This is a genomic window from Wolbachia endosymbiont of Drosophila nikananu (assembly GCF_028981865.1).
Lineage (GTDB): Bacteria > Pseudomonadota > Alphaproteobacteria > Rickettsiales > Anaplasmataceae > Wolbachia > Wolbachia pipientis_B.
On the sequence record NZ_JAPQLL010000022.1, the window covers coordinates 1 to 22,048 of the forward strand.

The window sequence follows — 22,048 nt, forward strand, 5'->3', positions numbered from 1 at the left end:
GCCAAAGATCTACTGTTTCATAGTGATCAAGGGTCACAATATACTTCTAAAAAGTACCAATTCTTATTAAATAGAAAAAAATATTATCTCTAGCATGAGTCATAAGGGTTGTTGTTATGATAACTCACCTGCAGAAAGCTTTTTCAGCTCACTCAAAAGAGAGCTACTTATTGATCCTTCACAACACTCTGCTCAACAATCTAGAACTGCCATATTTGAATACATTGAAATTTTTTATAATAAACAACGACGTCATTCTACTATTAACTATTGCATCCCTGAACAATTTGATGCATCATTTTCATGACAAAAACGTCTTAACTTCCTCTCTACTTTTTCTGGGTAAGGTCATAATAGTCGTTAAGCCTAAAAGTAGTTGCTAATAGGTTTAATAAAAATTCACATATACAGGAAAGATTGGTAACATTATTTGAACAGAAATCGTTATTGTAATTATGCCAAAACGCACAGATATAGAATCTATATTAGTAATAGGAGCAGGCCCAATAGTTATAGGTCAGGCATGCGAGTTTGATTATTCCGGAACACAAAGCTGTAAAGTATTAAAAAGTGAAGGTTATAAAGTCATTTTGGTTAACTCCAATCCTGCAACTATAATGACAGATCCTGAATTTTCTGATGCGACGTATATTGAGCCGGTGCTGCCTGAAATCATAGAGAAAATTATAATTAAGGAGAGGCCAGACGCAATATTACCAACAATGGGCGGGCAAACAGCACTTAATTGTGCAATAAAACTTGCAGATGATGGAGTGTTAGACAAATACAATGTAGAATTAGTAGGGGTAAATAGAGAAGCAATAAAAAAAGCAGAGGATAGAGAGTTATTCCGTCAGTCCATGGATAAAATAGGGCTAAAATACCCCAAAAGTATCATTATAAAAAATCAAGAACAAATAAGAAAGGCTTTGGATTATATTGGATTACCAGCAATCATCCGCTCGTCATTCACCCTTGGTGGTGCAGGTAGCGGCATAGCATACAATAAAGAGGAGTTTTTCAATATTGCAGAAAGTGCTCTCAAAATTTCGCCAATAAATGAAGTTCAGATAGATGAATCAATTATCGGCTGGAAAGAATATGAAATGGAAGTTATCCGTGATTGTAAAGATAACTGCATAATAGTCTGTTCGATAGAAAATATTGATCCAATGGGAGTACACACTGGGGATAGTATCACGGTTGCTCCTGCTTTGACTCTGCGTGATGTAGAATACCAACAGATGAGAAATGCATCTATAGCAGTGCTGAGAGAAATTGATGTTAGCGCCGGTGGTGCAAATGTGCAGTTTGCAGTGAATCCTAAAGAAGATGGAAGCCTCGTTGTGATTGAAATGAATCCAAGGGTTTCTCGCTCTTCTGCACTTGCTTCAAAAGCAACAGGTTATCCTATTGCAAAAGTTGTAACTAAACTTGCTATCGGCTATTCACTCGATGAGATACGTAATGATTGCGCTCCAGTTATACCTGCTGCATTTGAACCAGTGATTGATTATATCGTCACTAAAATTCCTCGTTTTGAATTTGAGAAGTTTAAGGGGACGAATTGTGAACTATCAACTTCCATGAAATCAGTGGGGGAAGTGATGTCTATAGGCCGCACTTTTAATGAGTCACTACAGAAAGCTTTCCGTTCACTTGAAACTGGTCTTACAGGGCTTGATGAAGTGTTTTCTGAAGACACAGATGTTAAATCTCAATTAGCAAAATTGCTGCCAAACAGATTACTGATTGCTGCTGACGCAATGCGTCATGGAATAAGCATAGAAGAAATAAATTCGATTACAGGATATGACTTATGGTTTTTGCAGAATATACAGCAAATTATATTAGCTGAACAAAAAATCAAGGAAAACGGCCTTCCTGAGACTGCATATGAAATGTTAGAGCTGAAAAAAATGGGGTTTTCAGATGCAAGATTGGCAAAATTAAGCAATAAGAAAGTAGAGCAAATTGAAGAAATAAGAAAAAAATTTGGCATTAAACAAGTTTATAAGCGTGTAGACACCTGTGCAGCTGAATTTGAATCGAGCACTGCTTATATGTATGGCTGTTATGAGGGTAACACAATGATGTCATTCCAGCGCGTGACCAGAGATAAGGAAGAATGTATCCCAGTGTCAGCTACTCGGATGACAGAGGGAATGGAGTGCGAAGCAGATGTTTCTGACCGAGAAAAGGTTGTCATTTTAGGAAGTGGTCCAAATCGCATTGGTCAAGGTATTGAGTTTGATTATGCATGCGTACATGCAGCTTCTGCTGCCAAAGAAATGGGGTATGAAACAATAATGATTAACTGTAATCCAGAAACCGTTTCAACTGATTATGATACCGCTGATCGTTTATATTTTGCCCCACTGATTGCAGAGGATGTGCTTGAAATACTAAGCAAAGAGCAAGAAAATGGCACACTGGTTGGTGTAATAGTTCAAATAGGTGGTCAAACACCTTTAAAGTTAGCCAAAATGCTTAACGAGAGAGGTTTCAAAATTCTGGGAACTTCGTTTGATTCTATTGACCTTGCAGAAGATCGCATGAGGTTTAAAAACCTTGCTTTGCAACTTAATTTAAAACAACCTGAAAGTTCTATCTGCCATTCAGTAGAAGAAGCGTTAACCAACGCAGAAAAGGTGGGGTTTCCACTAGTAGTCAGGCCATCATATGTCCTCGGCGGTCAGTCTATGTCAATTAGACATGATACTCAGAGCTTTAAAGAGTATGTCTTGAATCAAACCAAAATTTTTGAACACGGATCGCTTCTTCTTGATAAATTTTTAGTCAATGCAGTCGAGGTTGACGTTGATGCTGTGTGTGATGGGGAAAAAGTTTTCATTGCAGCGGTCATGGAGCATATTGAAGAAGCTGGTATCCACTCTGGCGATTCAACATGCTCAATACCGACAAATACATTGAGTGACGAAGTAATAAAAGAGATCGAGCTCCAAACTGAAAGAATAGCTCTTGCACTAGAAGTGAAAGGTCTGATAAACATTCAGTTTGCTGTTCAAGAGAGTGATGTATACATACTTGAAGTAAATTTACGAGCTAGTCGAACCGTTCCTTTTATTTCCAAGGTAATCAATATTCCTATTGCAAAGCTTGCCACTCAGGTTATTTTGGGTAAAATTTTGAATCAGGAAAACAAGCCTTTCAATCATTTTGCAGTTAAAGCTGCTGTTTTTCCATTTACCCGCTTTGCAGGAGTTGATACTTTACTTGGTCCTGAAATGAAATCAACAGGAGAAGTGATGGGAATTGACTCATCTTTCGAAGCTGCACTTGCAAAAGTGCACATGGCTGCAGGATACAAGTTACCAACAGAAGGAACAGCTCTGGTTTCAGTAAAAGATGATGATAAAGAGTATATATTGCCTGTTGCACGAATGTTGAAAGAACTGAGTTTTGAAATATATGCCACCAAAGGCACAGCTTCGTATCTGAACAATAACGGCATTGCTGCAAAAGCTGTAAATAAAGTGAGAGAAGGCAGACCCCACATAGTTGATATGCTCAAAGATGGAAAAATAAATCTAGTGATCAATACCTCAAAAGGTGTAAATTCAGTCTCAGATAGCAAAGATATTCGCAGAACTGCTATTTTGCAAAATATAGCTTATAGCACCACAGCTTCTGGGAGTAAAGCGTTAGCGCTTGCAATTCAATATGTAAAGAATAGCAAATTGGAAGTGAAATCATTACAGCAGATACAAAACGTTTTAATATCAAAACTAAAATAATTCATTCCTCTATCTCGAAATCGTGGTAGAGGAATGTAAGTCAAATTTCTTTACTGACTTGCCTATGTATTATAGTATTTGTCAAAGAATTAATGGTTATATAACATGACTGATGGGATAAAAAAGCAACAAACAATAGATCAACAAAGTTTTGGAAGTAATATAAAAGATCCGATGGAGTTCTCTCGCAGTGATTTGTCAAACAAAACAGATGAACACGAAAGTGATAATCAACTACAGAACTCTAGTGATCATGATTCAGATGATAGTTCCGCTGATAGACGCCTTACTGAACCAAGTGATTGGGACTCAAATTCGAGCTGTAGTTCAGATTATTCTTATTTTCCGGAAGGTGGCTCACTTTTAATGGATCTAGAAACACCATTAACTGAAAATGAAGAGAAGCTGATTGATGAATTTTGTAAGGAGATGAAAAAGGTGGAAGAAGAAAATAACAAAGGGAGTGCTTTAAGGCTTGTTCGAGACATAACAAATAAATATTTAGGGAAAGGGATAAGACTAAATTCATGTTATGGTGATCGTTATAGAACTGTAACAAATTTGATGTTTGAAGAAATAATAGATGTTATCAATAATGAAGGCCTATGCCCTAGCAGTAAAGCACATGCACTGAGAGGCCAGGATGTTTCCTATGGCAATGAAGATCAAGATGATGACAACACGAATGAAGTACTGGAAGATGGTAATTTAGACATTATAAGAAGCACCATTAGGGATTTATTGTTAAAAGGTGGGAAAGTAGAAAGAGGTCTTTTCGATGGTGGTGAGCTAGGACATGTAACTTCTGATTTTGATTATGTCAATGATCTCTTTGCGGAATGTAAGAAAATTGAAAACGATCTAAAAAATGTAGCATATGAAAGTATTGTAAACAAAAATGAGCAAGCTCAAAAGGACAAATTAGAATTAAAAGTAGAGATAGATAATGAGTGCTTTTGTATAAAATATCCACAAGATAGTACTGTTAAAGTTGCAAAAATCCTAAGCAATGAAAAGAATAAAAGTTTAAACTTAAGAGTTGGTATACTGCAAATTGGGAAAAGTATAGTAAGAATTGAAAGCTACAACGGAAAAAGAAATTATCTGGATGTTCTTAAGCAAGGTGTAATATTATCTTTTGATAGTGAAGCAGGAAAAATCAGTATTCATCTAAATCCTAAGAAAAATAGTAATGAAATAGAAGTAAAGATTGATAAGGAGAGTGAAGCAAGACTTAACGAGTTAGAAGATGAAGATAAGGGGAAAAATTTAGGAGAAAACTGTCTTTTAGGAGGAAAAAGCGTTCTGGAAGCTGTACGAGATGGAAATTTTGAAAGAAATAGAAGTATTATACCAACTAGCGTAATTGAACAGCCAAATACTGCAACGAATACTCCACGATCTCACCTAGAGAACATTAGTCTGAGCGGACACAATTACAGAACTAAACAATAGGCCTATCTATCATTCTAATGTGATTTCAGTTTTTTTTACGTGCAAACTCTTTAATCCCACCTTGTAGTTAGGATAAATTAGAGAGACATTAAGATCTTTTTTAATTTTAACATTACTTACTTTTTTTGATCCTAAATAAAAACTCTGTGCATAATCTGGTAACTCAATTGGCTCTGGAGGACTAACATTGAGAAGTTTGGCTGCATACATTATCACTTCAGATTGTGTAGTGGGTGAATCATCTGCACAATTGTATATTTCACCAGGTTTTATGCTTTGCATGGAAGAAAATAGAATGTTCGATATATCTTCAACGTGAATACGAGAAAAAAAATGCCCTTCTTTTTTCACATTTTTTGCTTTGCCAAGCTGCAAGTCAATTAACACGTTCCTACCAGGACCGTATATTCCAGCTAAACGAAAAATATGTACAGGCAGTTTGCTATTCAGCCACTTCTTTTCAGATCTAAGGCGCTTTTTCCCTCTGATTTCTATAGGTTTTGTTTCAGATTCCTCATTCACCCAATTACCAGAGTAATCACCATAAACGCTAGTTGCAGACAAATAACCAAACCATTTAACATTTTGCAGGCAATCACCATATCTCTCCATAACATCATCACCATCTGGAGGAATAGAAATTAAAACGTGCGTTGCGCTTTTAAGCAGATCTTGACTAACTTTCTCATAATTAAAGAGGATTACATTTTGTATATTTTTACTTCTTGATGTGCCACTGACTTTCCAACCTAAGTTCAGCAGTTTTTTCGATAAAAATTTAGCCACATATCCATAACCAAAGCAAAACAAGTGCATGAAAATTAATTTTTAAAATTCTTCTTGATAAATTCTACTCCTAATTTTATCACCTCTTCATTAATAATATGCCCTAATCCATGAATTGGGTGCCCTTCAACATTTACCCCATTTTCTTTCAGAGCTTTAACCGCTAAGTCAAGAGACGAAAAAGGTACCACATCGTCAGCATCACCATGGACAACACATATGTTAGGTTTTGACTTGATCTCTGGTGCAGTTTTTGAAGGTGAAAGAAACCTACCAGAGTATGCAACAACTGATGCACATGATTGAGAGCGGGTGAGAGCTGTATGTATTGCAAGCATTGCTCCTTGAGAAAATCCAACTAAAGAAAGTTGCGTATCTTTTAAATTAAGCTCCTTTAATTTTGTATCAATGAAATGATTTACAATTGATGTAGCATTTTTTACTCCATTATATAGCGCTTCCTCACTACGATCTTCCAAGCTGAACCACTGATAACCATCACCTATTTCTCTTTCAAACGGAGCATTGGGTGCTACAAAATATGACTCGGGTAAAAACTTGCTCATAACTTTAGCAAGGTGAATGAAATTATCGCCACTTGAGCCCCAACCATGTAAAAAAATAATCAAATTTTTCTTATTTCCGCCTGCACAAATTTCTTGGCCTTTAAGTTCAATCATTTCTTTTCCTTTTGCATTTATATTTTTATTTAACACTAATTTTCAAATTTGTAAAAACATACTGTGATTGCTGTTGAATGATGGAGAGACATATTCCATTATTTTATACCTATAGCTAACTGAAAAAAGGTTACCCCAGAAGGGATAAAAAGGTATAAAATGGCTTTGGATAAGGTAGAATGATGATGATCCTAAATATTTAATAAACTTGACTACTGAGGAATCTCAAAAATCTCAATTTTTTATTAATTGTGAGATGTGGCACATTCTATCTTCATATAGCTTTCCTCTTCATACCTCAACTAATGAAATTAGAAGCATCAACTCCCTTCTGCAAGCAAGCAGCAATGACAGTGTTCATCATTAGAAATGCAATTGTCATTGGGCCAACGCCTCCGGGTACTGGGGTAATAGCTTTGGCTTTCCCTTTTATTCCCTCAAAGTCAACATCACCTACAAGCTCTCCTACATTAACACTATTTATGCCAACATCGATCACTATTGCCCCTTTCTTTATCCAGTCTGCTTGAACAAAATTTGGCTTTCCGACTGCTGCAACTACTATATCCGCTTTAGAGCAATATTCAGCTAAATCTTGACTCTGTGAGTGCAAGATGGTAGCAGTGCAGTTTTCCTGCAGCAATAGGTGAAACATTGGCTTGCCCACGATATTTGACCTACCAATCACCACTGCGTTTTTACCGGAAAGGTTCTCTTCAATTGATTTAATTAAATGCAAAGAACCTTTAGGAGTGCAAGGTATAAGGCAGTTTTTTTCACCTTTCACTAATCTACCAACGTTTTCATCGTGGAAGCCATCTACATCTTTTTCAATACTTACTGCGTTAATTACTCTGCTTGCATTAATATGATTTGGTAAAGGCAACTGTACTAAAATGCCATGCACAGATCGATCTTCATTTAACTCATTGATTTTTTCAATCAATTCATCTTCTGAAATATTATTAGGCAAAACAATGGTCTCAGAACTTATGCCTATTGATTCTGCTTTTTTCTGTTTGTTGCGAACATAAACCTGACTTGCTGGATTGCTGCCCGCGAGAATTACTTTCAGGCAAGGAAAAATGTTATACTCTCTCTTTAAAATATCAATTTTTTGTGATAGCCTCTCACATAGGTCGTTTGCTATTTTTTTACCATCAATAATAATTGTCACTTCCTTGCCACTCCTTAAAGTCAGGTAATTTGATATCAAATAAATCCAATACTTTGCCAACAGAATGATTAATAATATCATCCAACGATTTTGGTTTAATATAGAAAGCAGGCACTGGTGGAGCAATTATTGCTCCCATCTCCGTTAATTTTAACATATTTTGTAAATGCCCAAGATGTAATGGTGACTCTCGCACCATAAGAATTAATTTTCTTCTTTCTTTTAGCGCTACATCTGCAGCCCTTGTCAATAGATTGGAAGTAACACCTGATGCAATTTCAGACATTGTCTTCATAGAGCATGGTGCTACAATCATTCCTAAGGTTTTAAATGAGCCACTTGCTATTTTTTCTCCTATTTTTTCTTCAGAATAATAAAAATCTGCAAGTGATGTAATATCTTCAAGTTTTTCTTTAATCTCATGAGCTAGAGTTATTTTTCCAGCACGACTGATCACTAAATGAGTTTCATAACCAAATTTGCAGCGCGTGACGCTGGAATCTATATTTCTTTTTCCCTGGATCCCAGTGTCAGCTACTTGGATAAGAGATCTATTAATATTTCTTAACGCTTCTAAGATGCGTACACCGTAAATAGAACCAGATGCTCCACTTATTCCAATTACAATTCTGCTATTCACTTAACTCTTCTTCGTAGTTCATTCCCAATGCACGTTTATAGGTATCAAGCAATATTTCCTGTTCCTCTCTGTCATCATCATCCATCTTCCTCAGCCTAATAATTTGTTTCATCACTTTTATATCCCAACCTTCATCTGCGGCTTTTGCATATACATCACGAATGTGATCTTGCACATCCCTCTTTTCTTGTTCAAGTTTTTCGATTCTCTCTATGTAACCCTTCAACTCTTCAGCCGTTATTTTTACTGTATCTTCCATGAAACTCCACTAATTAATTGCTGCTACTAGTATTACCAGTTTTTACTTGCACTTCAACAACAGTAATAATATTTTTATCTTTTTTTAAAATCTTAAAGCGAAAACCATACATGGAAAACTCCTCGCCTTCGTCAGGAATGCGCTCTATTTCATTCACAATCATACCTGCTAGAGTTGTAGCTTCTTCATCAGGGAGATCCCAGTGTAACTGCCTGTTAACGTCCCTAATAGTAGATTTTCCTTCTATGTGATACATATTGTCAGATATTTTCTTTATGAAATTCTCCGTGATCAAATCATGTTCATCCGAAATTTCTCCAACTATTTCTTCCAGTATATCTTCAAGAGTTACAATTCCTTGCAATGCTCCATATTCATCAACAACAAGTGCAAAGTGTTTCCTATTCTTACGGAAATTGTGAAGTTGTACACTAAGCGGCGTACTTTCCGGTATGAACCAAGGTTTTGACATAACTTGGGTAATGTCAACTTCTTCCGCTTTATTATTCTTTTCATGCAAGGCATTTATTAGACCCTTCACGTGAATTACACCGATAATATCATCTGGTTCTTTTTGCCATAAAGGTATCCTACTATGACTGCTAGTTAAAATTTCCCTTATTAACTCTTCTTTACTTCGATTTATATCAAGAGAAAATAAATTTCTTCTATGGGTCATAATTTGTGATATCTCTGTCTCAGCCAAATCAAATATGCTGCTTAGCATATCTAAATCCTGTTGTAACATAGTTCCTTCACTGCGGTGAAGGGTAATCATATTACGCATTGCATCCGCTGCAGATATTACTTCCTTATCTTTATGCAGCCCACATAATTTCAGGATGAGGTTAACAATAAATTGAATACCTAGCGTCAATGGAGAAAAAATCTTTACAAAAAACAATACAAAATAAGCAGAAAATGATGCAAATTTTTCAGGATTTTGAATAGCATAAGTTTTTGGCAGAACTTCGCAGAATAATAAAATACAAAATGTCATTATAATTGTTGATAGGAGAATGCCCTCATTTCCAAAAAGATTGATAAATATTGCTGTAAATAAAGCAGAGCAAGTAATATTAATAATTGTATTGCCGAGCAATACCGTTCCTATTGTTAATTCTTTCCTATTTAATAAGCGGTCTATTATCCTGGCTTTTTTGTTACCGTCTAATTTTAGCTTATTAACTCGAGAACGGCTAATTGAGGTTAAGCCTATTTCTGCTCCTGAGAACAAAAACGATAAAATTAACAAAATAAAAATTACTGATGATACTAAGACCAATAACCAATCCATTAAAGTATAATGTTACTGTGATAAAAAACAAAATTAATTTTACATATTATGAAAGGCCTTTGCAAGCCTGAACTTATATTGCCGAATTTTATATATCTTTAATCTTAAAAAATAAATCATAAAGCATATTACACGCCGCATTCACATGCTCATCCTCAATGATAAGTGATGGGGTTATCCTTACTACTTTGTTGTTTGAAACCCTAGTTATTATTAAACCTTTATCAAGAGATCGACTAATAACTTTATCAGCTACAGGAGTTGCTAGTTCTATTCCCATTAGTAACCCTTCTCCACGAACTTCTGAAATCATCTCAGGAAATTCTTTAGCTAAAGGCAACAGCTTTTCTTTTAAATATTTACTAACTCTTTTAACATGATCAAAAAAGCCTTCTTTTAGCATTATATCGAGTACCGCATTACCAACAGTCATGGCAAGTGGATTGCCACCATAGGTTGATCCATGAGTTCCTGGAGTGATTGCTTCTGCTATGTAATCTTTTACTAAACATGCAGCTAGAGGAAAACCGTTACCCATAGCTTTTGCACAAGTTAGCATATCAGGTTCAATGCCGACATTTTGATAATAAAATAAAGAACCGATGCGTCCATATCCGCATTGCACTTCATCAAAGCACAAAATTATCCCTTGAGCTTTTGTTATTTTCCTTACTTTTTGAAGATATTCTACGTCTAGTGGATATACCCCACCTTCGCTTTGTATGGGCTCTAGAAACACAGCAGCTGTTTCATTATTGATTTTTTCTTCTAATGCTTTAATGTCATTTCTTGGCACTTTATCGAAACCAGAAAGAAGCGGAGCAAAACCTTCGCGTGATTTTTCACTGCCTCCAGCAGAAATTGCAGCAATACTGCGTCCATGAAACCCTCCTTCAATTGTAATAATACGATTACGTTTTGCTTGCCCTTTTGAATAAAAGTAACGGCGAATAAACTTGATTGCAGCTTCTGTTGCTTCAAGCCCACTTGAGCAGAAAAAAACTTTATCTGCAAAAGTAAGGGTTGTTAAACGTTCAGCAAGCCTTTCTTGCTCGGGAATAGTGAAAATGTTAGAGCAGTGCCATAGTGAGCTCAATTGCTCTTTCAGTTTGTCTGTAATGTATGGATGACAATGCCCTAAAGAAGTTGTAGAAATACCTGCAGCAAAATCTAAATATTTTTTACCATCTTTATCAAAAAGATATGCCCCTTCTCCCCTGACTATAGAAGTGTCAAGTCTATTATACGCATTAACAACATGATCCATTTTATAAGTATTGTGGTATTATCTGTATTATACCTGAAATGAATCCATTAACACAAAGCTTTTCCTTTAACCTCTTATGCTACCTCAACTAAAAATTTGGCTAATGCAAACCCTTTCTGTCATTCTCTAGCTAAAGTGACTTAGTTTTACCAACTATTCGCCACTTATTAGCATTGTATAGCTAACCCAAGAAAGGTTTCCCTATGTCATACCGCCCACAATTGTACGAACATTCATTTTTGAAGACAGCAAATGGTGTCATTCCAGTCTGGAACCAGAAATTTTGCTTATAACTGAGCAGATGAGCTAAAGGTAGTTGTCTTACGCTAAAACAAACGTTTTTAATTAAGTTGCATAGAACCAGTGTCTGGGCACTGCCCACTGGTGGCCCAAACTACAACGTTCGTATAGTTGTGTACGGTATCTCAGCCGCTAACACGTAGCGGAATGTTGGCAAACCTAAGATCTTTAGCTAATTAACACAAATCATTTCTATTATCTACCAATTTGAAAAAGCCTCTGGTCCAAGTAGTCAAGCTACTTGGATGACAAGAGGTAACGCAAGAAGTTTACTCTTAATAAAAGCCTGATGATGAATCATTATTACCAAATTTCGGCCTATTTCTGTTGCTGAAACCAGAACGAGGACGAGAAGGCCTCTTATGGTGACTTCCTCCAGGTTTCCTATTAAATGAATTATTGTAATAATTATCCCTGTCATTTGGCCTATCTTTCCTTTCCTCGTTGTAAAGCTCACCTTCAAAAAACTCTCCCGTCTCTTGATCAACTCGACGTCTTGACAACTTTGGACATCCACCTTTTTCGAAGTCAATTACTAGTGCTTTGAAAGTATCACCTTGTTTAAGTATGCTCTCTATAGAATCTATGTGTTCATTAGCTACTTCACTTATGTGCATTTTTCCTTTTCTGCCATTAAGAAATTCAAGCTCTACAATAGACTTCTCTATTTTTACAACTTTGACATCAACTATAGAACCTTGTTCTAGTTCTGTGATTGAATCAATCATCATACTCTTTGCAATTTCAGCTTCAGTGCCACTCGTGGCAAAAACAGAAACTTTACCATCATCTCCTATTTCAATTTTTGCATTACTTCTTTCACACACACTACGTATATTTTTTCCTTTAGCACCAATAGCTGCAGAAATTTTGTCTTTATCTATGTAAAATGATAACATCCTTGGTGCATGGTCTTTGACGTCATCACTGTGTTCTGAAATCACTGCATTCATTTTTTCTAAAATATGTAATCTTCCAGCTTTTGCCTGTTCTAAAGATTTTTCAACAATCTCAAAGCTTATACCAGAAATTTTCATGTCCATTTGTAACGCCGTAACCCCTTCACTAGTTCCTGCTACTTTAAAGTCCATATCACCAAGATAATCTTCATCACCCAATATATCGGAAAGTATTACATACTCGTCTTTATCTTGAATGAGACCCATAGCAATTCCAGCAACAGGGGCCTTTATTGGCACACCCGTATCCATTAAAGCAAGAGAAGTTCCACAAACTGTTGCCATAGAAGAAGAACCATCAGATTCCATAATTTCAGATACTGCTCTTATTGTATAAGGGAATTCAGATTTATCAGGTAAAACAGGATGAATTGCTTTCCAAGCAAGTTTGCCATGACCGATTTCTCTTCTTCCTGGTGCACGTGCAGCAGAAGTTTCTCCAACAGCAAATGAGGGAAAGTTATAATGCAACATGAAATGCTCACGTCTACCCCCTTCAATATCATCCACAATTTGCTCATCTTGAGTAGTGCCAAGAGCAGTAACAACCAGCGCCTGAGTATTGCCTCTTGTAAATAGTGCAGAACCGTGAGTTCTGGACAGAACATCAATTTCAACTTCTATCTGACGTATCTCATCATGCTTACGACCGTCTATCCTTATACCTTTCTTCCTAATTATTTTACGTACTAAAGATCTTTCAAAGTTTTTTACTGCATACATAATTAACTTTTCATCTTTTCCAGTCTCTTTAAGAGTATTCAATATATTCTCTCTGATCGCTTCTAGAGCTTGAACTCGCTCTTGTTTTACTGTTTGCGAATATGCTTTTTCAAAATCCTTACCGTATTTTTCGAGCTCTTGTGTTATATCTGATGTATCAACAGGAGTAAAGCTCTCAGGCTTATTGCCAACTGTATCAGCAAACTCTTTTATGAGCTTAATGACAGGTTTAAGGTGTTCATGGCCAAATTTTATTGCATTAAGAACATTTTCTTCAGAGAGCTCTTTCACTTCTGACTCAACCATTAAAATCGAATTTTCATCACCAGACAAAAACAGATCCAAGCTGCTTGCTTTCATCTCTTGAACAGAAGGGTTGAGTATATAGTTATTATTTTCATCACAACCAACTATCACTCCAGCTATAGTAAAGTGAAAAGGAGCACCAGAAATCGCAAGAGCTGCAACAGCACCAATCAATGCTGGCACTTCAGGAGGATTGACTGTATCATAAGTTAATAGATTACACACCACACTAACTTCATCATTAAATCCTTCTGGAAATAGTGGTCTTATACTTCTATCTATTACTCTTGAAATTAAAGTTTCTCTATCAGATGGCTTGCCTTCTCTCTTAAAAAAGCCGCCAGGGATCTTACCCATGGCATAGCTTTTTGCGATAAACTGTACATTTAAAGGTAGGAAATCAACGCTTTCTTCCTTCTTTTTACTTACAACAGTTACTAAAACAGAAGTATCACCGTAATTTACAACTACTGAACCATGAGCTTGGCGTGCTATTTTTCCTGTTTCTAAAGATAAGGCACGACCACCCCACTCTATAGATTTTTTTATAATTTTAAACATACTAAATTCCTCGATTATTTTCTAATGCCTAACTTCTCTATTAATTCCTGGTAGGCCTCATTACCAAATTTACGCTTTATATAATTTAAGTGCTTGCGTCTTCTACCTATCAATATAAGTAAACCACGCTTAGAGTGATGGTCATGCTTGTGCACTTTAAAATGCTCAGTTAAGTTGCTGATCCTCTCAGTCAAAATTGCACATTGTACAAAAGATGAACCTGTATCATCTTCTTTAATTGCATATATATTTATCAAACTCTTTTTCTTTTCGGATGTTATCGACATCTAAACCTCATTTTAAATATTAAAAACACGAATAGGTTTCACACAACCATAAATAAAACTGCAGATTGCAATAGGTACACTACCCACTATCGTATAACAAATATCATAATTCTTTAAATTACGCAAGTTATTTAATACAATTTCCTGACCTTTTCTGATTTTCCCCGCATCTTCTGGGGAAATTTCAACTTTGAACATCGATCTTAAAGCCGATTCAATGGGAATGATGAAACTTTTTACATTACTCCCTGTACCTTCTATTACTCCAGTATCACCTTTTGTTATCGGAGAGTAAGTTATTGTGTTTCTTTCAGCGAGCTGTCCAATTGTCACCGATTCGTTTTCTCTAAAATCACCTACCATGGTTCTTCTTAATTTTGTAACATGTCCAAAGCAATTCAGTGCAATGCCAAGATCCCGGGCAATTGACCTCACATACACACCACTACCGCACATCATAGAAAAATCTGCACTATTATTTATGGTGTCCACAGATATTAATTTCAGTTCATGTATTTTGACTTGTCGGGGTTTTATATTTACCTTTTGCTCACTTCTTGCTAATTTATACGCCCTTGCTCCTTTGATTTTTATTGCTGAAAATTGAGGAGGAGTCTGCTTGATCTCACCAACAAAATTTTTAATTGCACAATTTATTTGATTATATTCGGGTTTTATATCGCTAGTTCTAATGATATCACCACCCAAATCATCCGTTGTTCTTTGTTCGCCCCATTTTATTGTAAAATCGTATGCCTTTAAGTCACAAGATAAATACGGTATAGTTTTTGTTGCCTCGCCAAGAGCAATTGGCAACACACCTGAAGCTAAAGGATCAAGTGTTCCCAGATGACCAGCTTTCTCAATTCCAAAGATCTTTTTAACTTGAGTTACAGCTTGTGCAGAACTAATTCCTATTGGTTTATCAAGATTCAGCCAACCATGTTTCATATGTTAATTATATACAATTGGTGACAGTTTAGAAAGCAGCTTGAAATATATACTTTAAATAATAATGTAAAAAATAGCTTGACTAACATGCATCTATTAACACACACTTAATCTTTTTATTAGCCTTATTATAAGGGGACTATTATGACTACAGATAAAGATCAAACTATATGGAAGTGGGAAAACACTGCACATATAACAAAAATGAGTATTGAAGGTTTAGTTGCAGTTGCATCTTTAGCGGGAGCAATAACAGCAATATTAATTGCTACTAAAGTAATTGCTGGCCCTGCATCTTTAGCACTTGTTGCTAGCCCTGCTGGAATTGCAGTTCTATTTATTGCAGCTATATATTCTGCTGCAGCAGCTTATGTTTCATATCAGCAAATGAATGCAATTGGTGAAAAAGGACCAGTTGGCGATAAAGGACCTGACGGTACAATTGATAAAGAAGTACTTAAAACTATGATACAAGAACCTGAAGTTATGCAAATATTTACAGATAAGTTCCAAGAAAAAACAGCATAACAAATTGTATAGGAGGTAGATTTTCTACCTCTTTCTTTTTCCTTTGATTTGAATATGTAAAGGTTAAGGTAATCTATTCCATACCTCAACTACATCCTCACTAAACTCTATTATCTCTGCTTTTTTGAACCGATAACATTCATTGATGGATTGAATCCCTAAATCTCCTACAAAAGGAGTGGCATCATTACCTAGAATTTTACCACTGCGGCATATTATCAACCTGTCGATTAAATTACACTTTAATAGTTCTGTGATTAACACTCCTCCACCTTCAACTAATAACCTTGTTATACCAACTTCTGAAACAAGTTTTGATGCCATGTCTTTTAGGCAGACTTTGCCGATAACATCAGGTTCCGATGTCATTCCAGCGCGTGACCAGTTTTCATTATGCAATTGCTTGAAGTTTTCTGGATCCCAGTTTCTGGGCACTGGGATGACAGGAGAAGGCGTTGGAATGACAGGAGAGTGTGTTGGGGTGACATCTGGAATAACAGGAGGTTTGTGATTTGAATTGACTATCAAATAATTAATGTTTTTTATTTTTCTCTCTACTTCCTTATTTGTGATTACCCAAGTTATTACTTTATCTGCAGTCTTTGCAATATTATGCTCTTCCTGCAATTTTTCCTGGCTATCAATAATTAGCCTTATTGGCGATCTATTTTCAAGGCCTGGTAATCTGCAAGTTAAAAGTGGATCGTCATTAATGAGGGTATTGCTGCCAATCATAATTGCATCATATTTTGCTCTAAGCTCATGCACCCAATTTCTTGTATCCTCACTTGTTATCCATTTGCTATCGCCTGTAAATGTTGCGATTTTTCCGTCAAGAGTTGTTGCGATTTTGCAAGCTATAAATGGTCTATGTAATTCTTTAGTGGTTAAAAAACCGACATTCAGTTCTTCTGCCTCTTTTTGCATAATACCTTGCTCAACTTCAATTCCTGCTTCTTTCAGAGCTTTAATGCCTCCACCTGAAACTCTACTATCTGGGTCAATAGTTGCAATTACTACCCTTTTTACGCCAGCTTTTATGATTTTTGCAGTGCAAGGCCCTGTGACTCCGTGATGACAACATGGCTCAAGAGTGATATATATAGTTGCACCATGAGTTGAATCTTTAGTGTTTTGCAAAGCGATTACCTCTGCATGCGGACGTCCACCGATCCCTGTATATCCCTCACTAATAATTGTACCATCCTTTACAATAACACACCCAACAGCAGGATTTGGTGCAACATTTCCAAGACTTTTTTCTGCAAGCTTTAATGCAATTGACATGAAGTGATCATCTGTCATTAGAAAGAAGTCATTTCATAGGAGGTATCAAAAATTCTTCTGTGCTCGTGTATGGCAAATCTATCTGTCATACCTGAGATATAGTCACATATTATTACTGAACGCTGAGATTTACAAGCGAGTTTGCTCCACTCTGTGGGAAGTAATCCTGGGTTTTCATAAAAACATTGAAAAAGTTCCTGTATTATGCGTTTTGCTTTGTTCATCGTTCTACTCAGTTTATAGCTTCTGTATATTTTCTCCATGTTGAATCTTTTCATTTCTTTTGTAGCATTCGCAACTTCTGGTGAAAATGTGACTAGCATTTTATTTAGACTTCTTACGTCTTCTACGCTTTTTATTTTGTGATCTTCAATATTTCTTTCAGTCTGAGAAACAACATCACTTATCATAGTTCCTATAGTTCCACTCAGTGATTCATGTATGAGTTTGCTCTGAGGCAATTCTGAATATCCGCTCCTTAAGTCTTTAAACATTTTTCCAATTAAAGGGACATTCAGCAAATCTTCGATGGTTACTAAATTTGCTCTGAGTGCATCATCAAGATCGTGAACACTGTAAGCAATATCATCGGCAATTGAAGCAACTTGCGCTTCAATACTTGAAAATTCCTCAAGTTTTAGATCATATTTTTCATTATATTTTAATAACAGCTGATTATTTGTAGAAGACTCCCCATTTTGACCAAGCAAGGGACCGTTATGTTTTGCAACCCCTTCAATCACCTCCCAACTTAGATTCATACCATCAAAATCAGCATGTTTTTGTTCAAGATAAGTTAAAATCCTTATAGCTTGAACATTATGATCAAACTCATACTTCTCATTATCAAGATTCAAATCTTGAACTGATTTCTTTAGAGCATCTTCACCTGCATGACCAAATGGAGGATGACCAAGATCATGTGCGAGCGCTATGCATTCAGTGATATCCTCATTTAAGCTAAGTCTACGCGCAATGGACCTTGCAATTTGTGCAACTTCAAGGCTATGAGTAAGCCGAGTGCGATAGTAGTCGTGCTCATAATTGATAAAAACTTGTGTTTTGTACTCCAATTTCCTAAACGCATTAGAGTGAACAATGCGATCTCTATCACGCTGAAAGCAGCTGCGATTCTCATCTTCTGGCTCTTTGAAGTATCTCCCTTTTGTTTTGCTTGGAAAGCATGCATAATTTAATAGAAAATTATTGTTTGACATGTAAAATTTCTACTATAATAAATTATCAATAATAAACGGTGGTTACTATGTCAACAAATTACAACATCAACTTAACTGATAATGCACTAAAAAAAATCCACTCTCTTGCAGAGCAGGAAGGAGATAAGAGTTCCGTTTTGCGGGTTGCAGTTTCAGGTGGTGGATGTTCTGGCTTCAAATACAATTTTCTTATGGATCAAACGAATAAAAATCTATCTTTGGATGATGAAGATGATGATGAGTTTGATGACGAAGACGAAGATGATGACTATGAAGAAAGTGAGGACTATAGAAGCCACTCCAGTTTTAGCGAAAAAGGTAAAGATATAGTAATTAATGATGAAAATGGAAACCCTGTATTAATGGTTGATAATTGTTCAGCAAAATTTTTAAATAACTCAGTTATAGATTATACTGAGGATCTCAGTGGTTCTGGTTTTCAAATAAAGAATGCCTTTGCTAAGTCTCAATGTGGTTGTGGTAACAGTTTTTCGGTTTCCAAAATTTAGATGCCTTCTGGGTCTTTTAAACATGGATGATAATGTAGCTCTAGAACTAACTTCTGTAGATAAAAGCTTCAAGGATAATTCTGCTGTTGTAAAAGACATCAACCTAAGTGTCACAAGAGGGCAAGTAGTAGCGCTGATTGGCAATTCAGGTGCAGGAAAAACAACTATATTGCAAATCGCAGGCTTATTAGACAAGCCAACTTCAGGTATAGTTACGATAGATGGAATAAATTGCACACAAGCTAATAATAAGCATAAAACCCATGTAAGAAGAAATTTTCTTAGTTTTGTTTATCAATTTCACTATTTGTTACAAGAGTTATCGGTGTTGGAAAATATTATGCTTCCTCAACTCATTGCAGGAAAAAGCAAAGCTGAAGCAAAAAAAAATTCGCAAGCAATGTTGGGAAAATTTGGTCTGGAAAACAAAGCAAGTAGCATGGTATCTGAAGTTTCGGGTGGGGAAAGGCAGAGGATTGCAATTGCAAGAAGCATTATAAATTCTCCAAAGCTTTTACTTGCAGATGAGCCAACAGGAAATTTAGATCCAACAAATTCTTTTAACGTGTTTTTACTGCTACATTCATACGTAAAGGAAAATAACAGCTCTATGCTTATAGTAACGCACAATCATCTCCTTGCAGAAAAGGCAGACTGCATTTTCCAATTGAGAGATCGATCATTAGTGAAGTTGTGAATAGGAAAAATAGCACAATTTCTATGCCTTATACTTATCTAACCAATGATCATTAACAGAGTACAACTCGCATGAAACGCTCTCATTGCTTTTTATACACGGACTTTTTAACTTACGCTGTTTATTTAGGGAACACCCCGATAACATAAACACAGCTAAAACAAAAAATAATAGCTTTTTAAACATAACAAAACCTTTTCATTTATATTACTACACTCATTTCTCTTGTTTGTAAAGGTTAGGCATATTCTTTTACCCTTACCTCTTTTTTGACCTTTTGAGAAGAAATAGCTGCACTGTTTAAGCGCAGTTTTATATAACCATCTATGATTTGAGTCACTTCCTCTTCTTTATCCCTTAGAAAGTGATTAGTATCGTCTATTATATGGTATTTCATGTGATCACTTTTTACTGAATTTATTAACCTTTTTGCTAATTCTGTTACATCGCTTTCTTCTGAGATTGTATCGTTACTGCTTTGTATTACAAGCCCAGAAACTGGACAGGGAGAAAGAAAAGAAAAATCGTACTTAGTTACCGGAAGAGAAAGAGCAATAAAACCCACTATCTCAGGGCGACGCATTGTTAGCTGCATAGCCACCCATGCTCCAAAAGAAAAACCAGCGATCCAAATTGGAACGTTGCTAGGATTATGTTCCTGAAGCCAATCAATAGCTACCGCAGCGTCAGTTAATTCTCCTATACCCTTATCAAAAGTTCCGGTAGATTTTCCCACACCACGAAAGTTAATTTTCAATGCAGAAAAATTGTTATCGATAAAAGACGTATATATACTATGTACAATTTTACTACCCATATTACCACCATATTGAGGGTGATGATGTAAAACCAGCACAACCGGCGCGTTGGCATCTTTGCTTTGGTGGTATTCACCTTCTATCTTTCTTGTTGCATTATTCAAAAAAACTTCTACCATGGTAACTCCTAACAAAAACCTGCTTGACAGGTATTGATGACATGAATTATTAATTATGTATTAATTTCGCTGTTTTTGCAATAAATTTTTTATCGTGTTAAAGCTAACGTACATAGTTATGGCTATAGTTGATGGTAAACTTATTTAAGTGACAGATGAGTCCATTCTCTTTAGAAAATAGTGGTTGCATATATGCTGATTACAATGCAACTGCTCCAATTAGTGAAAATGTAAAAAAAAGTATATTTGAGGTCTTATTAAAACAAACGCTCAATCCATCATCACTACATAAAAGAGGACAAGAAGCGAGGAAGATTCTTCAGGATGCAAGAGATAACATACGTGATGCTATTGGTGTTCCAAGTGATAAAGAAATAGTTTTTACGTCTGGTGCGACTGAAGCGAATAACCTTGTTATGAGAGGAATAGCAGGCTATCTGCATGTAATTTCAGCTATAGAGCATCCTTCAATTCTTAATTCTGCATGTAATCCATATATAATACCCGTTAATCTGGAGGGCATTGTTGACTTTTTAGAGCTAGAAAAAATTCTAAGCGAACTTAAAGGAAACAAAGCAATGGTTTCAGTTATGATGGCAAATAATGAAACCGGAGTTATTCAGCCTGTTAAGGAAATAGCTGAAATAGCACACAAATTTGGAGCAGTTTGCCACACTGACACTGCTCAAAGTGTTGGGAAAATTAAAGTTAATATGGAAGATTTAGGAGTGGATTTACTCACTTTATCCGCCCATAAATTTGGCGGTGTAGCAGGCAATGGAGTTTTAATATTCAATAAAGAACTTGCGATAGAACCTATTATAATAGGTGGTGGACAAGAGAAGGGATTTCGTGGTGGTACGGAAAATATTGTTGCGATTGCAGGCCTTTCTGCTGCACTGCAAAATATTCCAGACCTTCTATCAAAAATGGATGAAGTAAAGGAGCTACGCGATCAATTAGAGTGTGAATTATTAAATCTTGCCAGTGATATAAGAATCTTCGGTAAAAACTCTAAGAGGCTGCCAAACACAAGTTTTATTTATATGCCAGGAGTAAAGAGTGATGTGCAGCTCATGCATTTTGACTTGAATCATATTGCAGTTAGTAATGGTTCTGCATGTTCTTCTGGAAAAGTTGAGCCTTCCCATGTTTTGCTTGCAATGGGGGCAACAAAAGAGCAAGCAGAGTGTTCAATTAGAATCAGTATAGGTCCAGAAACTAAACCACAAGACATAAAAAAAATAGTGAATTGTTGGTATAATATCTACAAGAAGAACACCTTGGTATAGATAATACGTGGTATCATGCAGGGAGCTATAAATTAGATGTAAAAACTTACTTGACAAACCTCGCCAGCCCCCTTATCATGGTACTGGGGGTGTTTAGTTATCTTCATCTGTGCAGATTAAACAGCAAGAAAACAACGTAGTTGGCGTCTTATTTTTAATTTTTTGCACTATGTGC

At 36.0% G+C, this 22,048-nt stretch carries 19 protein-coding genes and 1 pseudogene; 7 read left to right on the top strand and 13 right to left on the bottom strand.

Annotation, left to right across the window (positions count from 1 at the left end; translation table 11 throughout):
- From OZD67_RS06210 to OZD67_RS01590, 3 genes and pseudogenes are all read left to right on the top strand, one after another.
- A pseudogene (locus OZD67_RS06210) lies at nt 1-307 on the top strand (IS3 family transposase); the annotation flags it as partial.
- 148 nt (nt 308-455) lie between these two features.
- Entirely contained in the window at nt 456-3,758 is a 3,303-nt protein-coding gene (gene carB, locus OZD67_RS01585) for a carbamoyl-phosphate synthase large subunit (protein ID WP_182183250.1), read from the top strand.
- A gap of 105 nt (nt 3,759-3,863) precedes the next feature.
- The gene (locus OZD67_RS01590; protein WP_182183251.1) at nt 3,864-5,213 is read left to right on the top strand and encodes a hypothetical protein; all 1,350 of its coding nucleotides are present in this window, start codon (nt 3,864-3,866) and stop codon (nt 5,211-5,213) included.
- Nucleotides 5,214-5,222: 9 nt separating this feature from the next.
- Here OZD67_RS01590 and OZD67_RS01595 read toward each other — a convergent pair whose 3' ends face one another.
- The 10 genes from OZD67_RS01595 to truB all read right to left on the bottom strand — a co-directional run bounded on the left by OZD67_RS01595 (nt 5,223) and on the right by truB (nt 15,406).
- The gene (locus OZD67_RS01595) at nt 5,223-6,029 is read right to left on the bottom strand and encodes an SDR family oxidoreductase (protein ID WP_182183253.1); all 807 of its coding nucleotides are present in this window, start codon (nt 6,027-6,029) and stop codon (nt 5,223-5,225) included.
- Between the two features lie 5 nt (nt 6,030-6,034).
- Nucleotides 6,035-6,679, bottom strand: a complete 645-nt coding sequence (locus tag OZD67_RS01600; protein WP_182184204.1) for an alpha/beta hydrolase — start codon at nt 6,677-6,679, stop codon at nt 6,035-6,037.
- A gap of 298 nt (nt 6,680-6,977) precedes the next feature.
- Nucleotides 6,978-7,856 carry a bifunctional methylenetetrahydrofolate dehydrogenase/methenyltetrahydrofolate cyclohydrolase FolD gene (gene folD / locus OZD67_RS01605; RefSeq protein ID WP_182183254.1) on the bottom strand — a complete coding sequence of 293 codons (879 nt, stop codon included), beginning with the start codon at nt 7,854-7,856 and terminating at the stop codon, nt 6,978-6,980.
- Nucleotides 7,840-8,496 carry a UbiX family flavin prenyltransferase gene (locus OZD67_RS01610; protein ID WP_182183256.1) on the bottom strand — a complete coding sequence of 219 codons (657 nt, stop codon included), beginning with the start codon at nt 8,494-8,496 and terminating at the stop codon, nt 7,840-7,842. The genes folD and OZD67_RS01610 overlap by 17 nt, the downstream gene beginning before the upstream one ends.
- Complete coding sequence (locus OZD67_RS01615) at nt 8,489-8,755, bottom strand: DUF2312 domain-containing protein (RefSeq protein WP_182183257.1); 267 nt, start codon at nt 8,753-8,755, stop codon at nt 8,489-8,491. The genes OZD67_RS01610 and OZD67_RS01615 overlap by 8 nt, the downstream gene beginning before the upstream one ends.
- A gap of 13 nt (nt 8,756-8,768) precedes the next feature.
- Nucleotides 8,769-10,052 carry an HlyC/CorC family transporter gene (locus OZD67_RS01620; protein ID WP_182183259.1) on the bottom strand — a complete coding sequence of 428 codons (1,284 nt, stop codon included), beginning with the start codon at nt 10,050-10,052 and terminating at the stop codon, nt 8,769-8,771.
- A gap of 88 nt (nt 10,053-10,140) precedes the next feature.
- Nucleotides 10,141-11,319: an aspartate aminotransferase family protein gene (locus OZD67_RS01625; protein ID WP_182183260.1), complete on the bottom strand. Its 1,179-nt coding sequence runs from the start codon at nt 11,317-11,319 to the stop codon at nt 10,141-10,143.
- Between the two features lie 575 nt (nt 11,320-11,894).
- Nucleotides 11,895-14,168, bottom strand: a complete 2,274-nt coding sequence (gene pnp / locus OZD67_RS01630) for a polyribonucleotide nucleotidyltransferase (RefSeq protein ID WP_182183262.1) — start codon at nt 14,166-14,168, stop codon at nt 11,895-11,897.
- A 14-nt stretch (nt 14,169-14,182) separates the two neighbouring features.
- Nucleotides 14,183-14,455 (bottom strand): 30S ribosomal protein S15, encoded by a 273-nt coding sequence (gene rpsO / locus OZD67_RS01635; RefSeq protein ID WP_006279944.1) that lies wholly within the window; start codon nt 14,453-14,455, stop codon nt 14,183-14,185.
- A 12-nt stretch (nt 14,456-14,467) separates the two neighbouring features.
- Nucleotides 14,468-15,406, bottom strand: coding sequence for a tRNA pseudouridine(55) synthase TruB (gene truB / locus OZD67_RS01640; protein ID WP_182183263.1), 939 nt, complete (start codon nt 15,404-15,406; stop codon nt 14,468-14,470).
- 144 nt (nt 15,407-15,550) lie between these two features.
- Between truB and OZD67_RS01645 the strand changes: the two genes are divergently transcribed.
- The gene (locus tag OZD67_RS01645; protein WP_182183265.1) at nt 15,551-15,934 is read left to right on the top strand and encodes a hypothetical protein; all 384 of its coding nucleotides are present in this window, start codon (nt 15,551-15,553) and stop codon (nt 15,932-15,934) included.
- 63 nt (nt 15,935-15,997) lie between these two features.
- Here OZD67_RS01645 and ribD read toward each other — a convergent pair whose 3' ends face one another.
- Both ribD and OZD67_RS01655 read right to left on the bottom strand, forming a co-directional pair.
- Nucleotides 15,998-17,239: a bifunctional diaminohydroxyphosphoribosylaminopyrimidine deaminase/5-amino-6-(5-phosphoribosylamino)uracil reductase RibD gene (gene ribD, locus OZD67_RS01650; RefSeq protein WP_182183267.1), complete on the bottom strand. Its 1,242-nt coding sequence runs from the start codon at nt 17,237-17,239 to the stop codon at nt 15,998-16,000.
- Entirely contained in the window at nt 17,239-18,438 is a 1,200-nt protein-coding gene (locus tag OZD67_RS01655; protein WP_182183269.1) for a deoxyguanosinetriphosphate triphosphohydrolase, read from the bottom strand. Before OZD67_RS01655 ends, ribD begins: the two co-directional genes overlap by 1 nt.
- Nucleotides 18,439-18,485: 47 nt before the next feature.
- Here OZD67_RS01655 and OZD67_RS01660 point away from each other — a divergent pair, with 47 nt between their 5' ends.
- Entirely contained in the window at nt 18,486-18,947 is a 462-nt protein-coding gene (locus tag OZD67_RS01660) for a HesB/IscA family protein (RefSeq protein ID WP_182183270.1), read from the top strand.
- A 22-nt stretch (nt 18,948-18,969) separates the two neighbouring features.
- Nucleotides 18,970-19,644, top strand: a complete 675-nt coding sequence (locus tag OZD67_RS01665; RefSeq protein WP_182183272.1) for an ABC transporter ATP-binding protein — start codon at nt 18,970-18,972, stop codon at nt 19,642-19,644.
- A 238-nt stretch (nt 19,645-19,882) separates the two neighbouring features.
- Here the strand turns inward: OZD67_RS01665 and OZD67_RS01670 are convergent, their stop codons facing one another.
- Nucleotides 19,883-20,581: an alpha/beta hydrolase gene (locus OZD67_RS01670; RefSeq protein WP_182183275.1), complete on the bottom strand. Its 699-nt coding sequence runs from the start codon at nt 20,579-20,581 to the stop codon at nt 19,883-19,885.
- Between the two features lie 155 nt (nt 20,582-20,736).
- Here OZD67_RS01670 and OZD67_RS01675 point away from each other — a divergent pair, with 155 nt between their 5' ends.
- On the top strand, nt 20,737-21,873 hold the full coding sequence (locus OZD67_RS01675; RefSeq protein WP_182183277.1) for a cysteine desulfurase family protein: 1,137 nt from the start codon (nt 20,737-20,739) through the stop codon (nt 21,871-21,873).
- Nucleotides 21,874-22,048 lie beyond the last annotated feature (175 nt).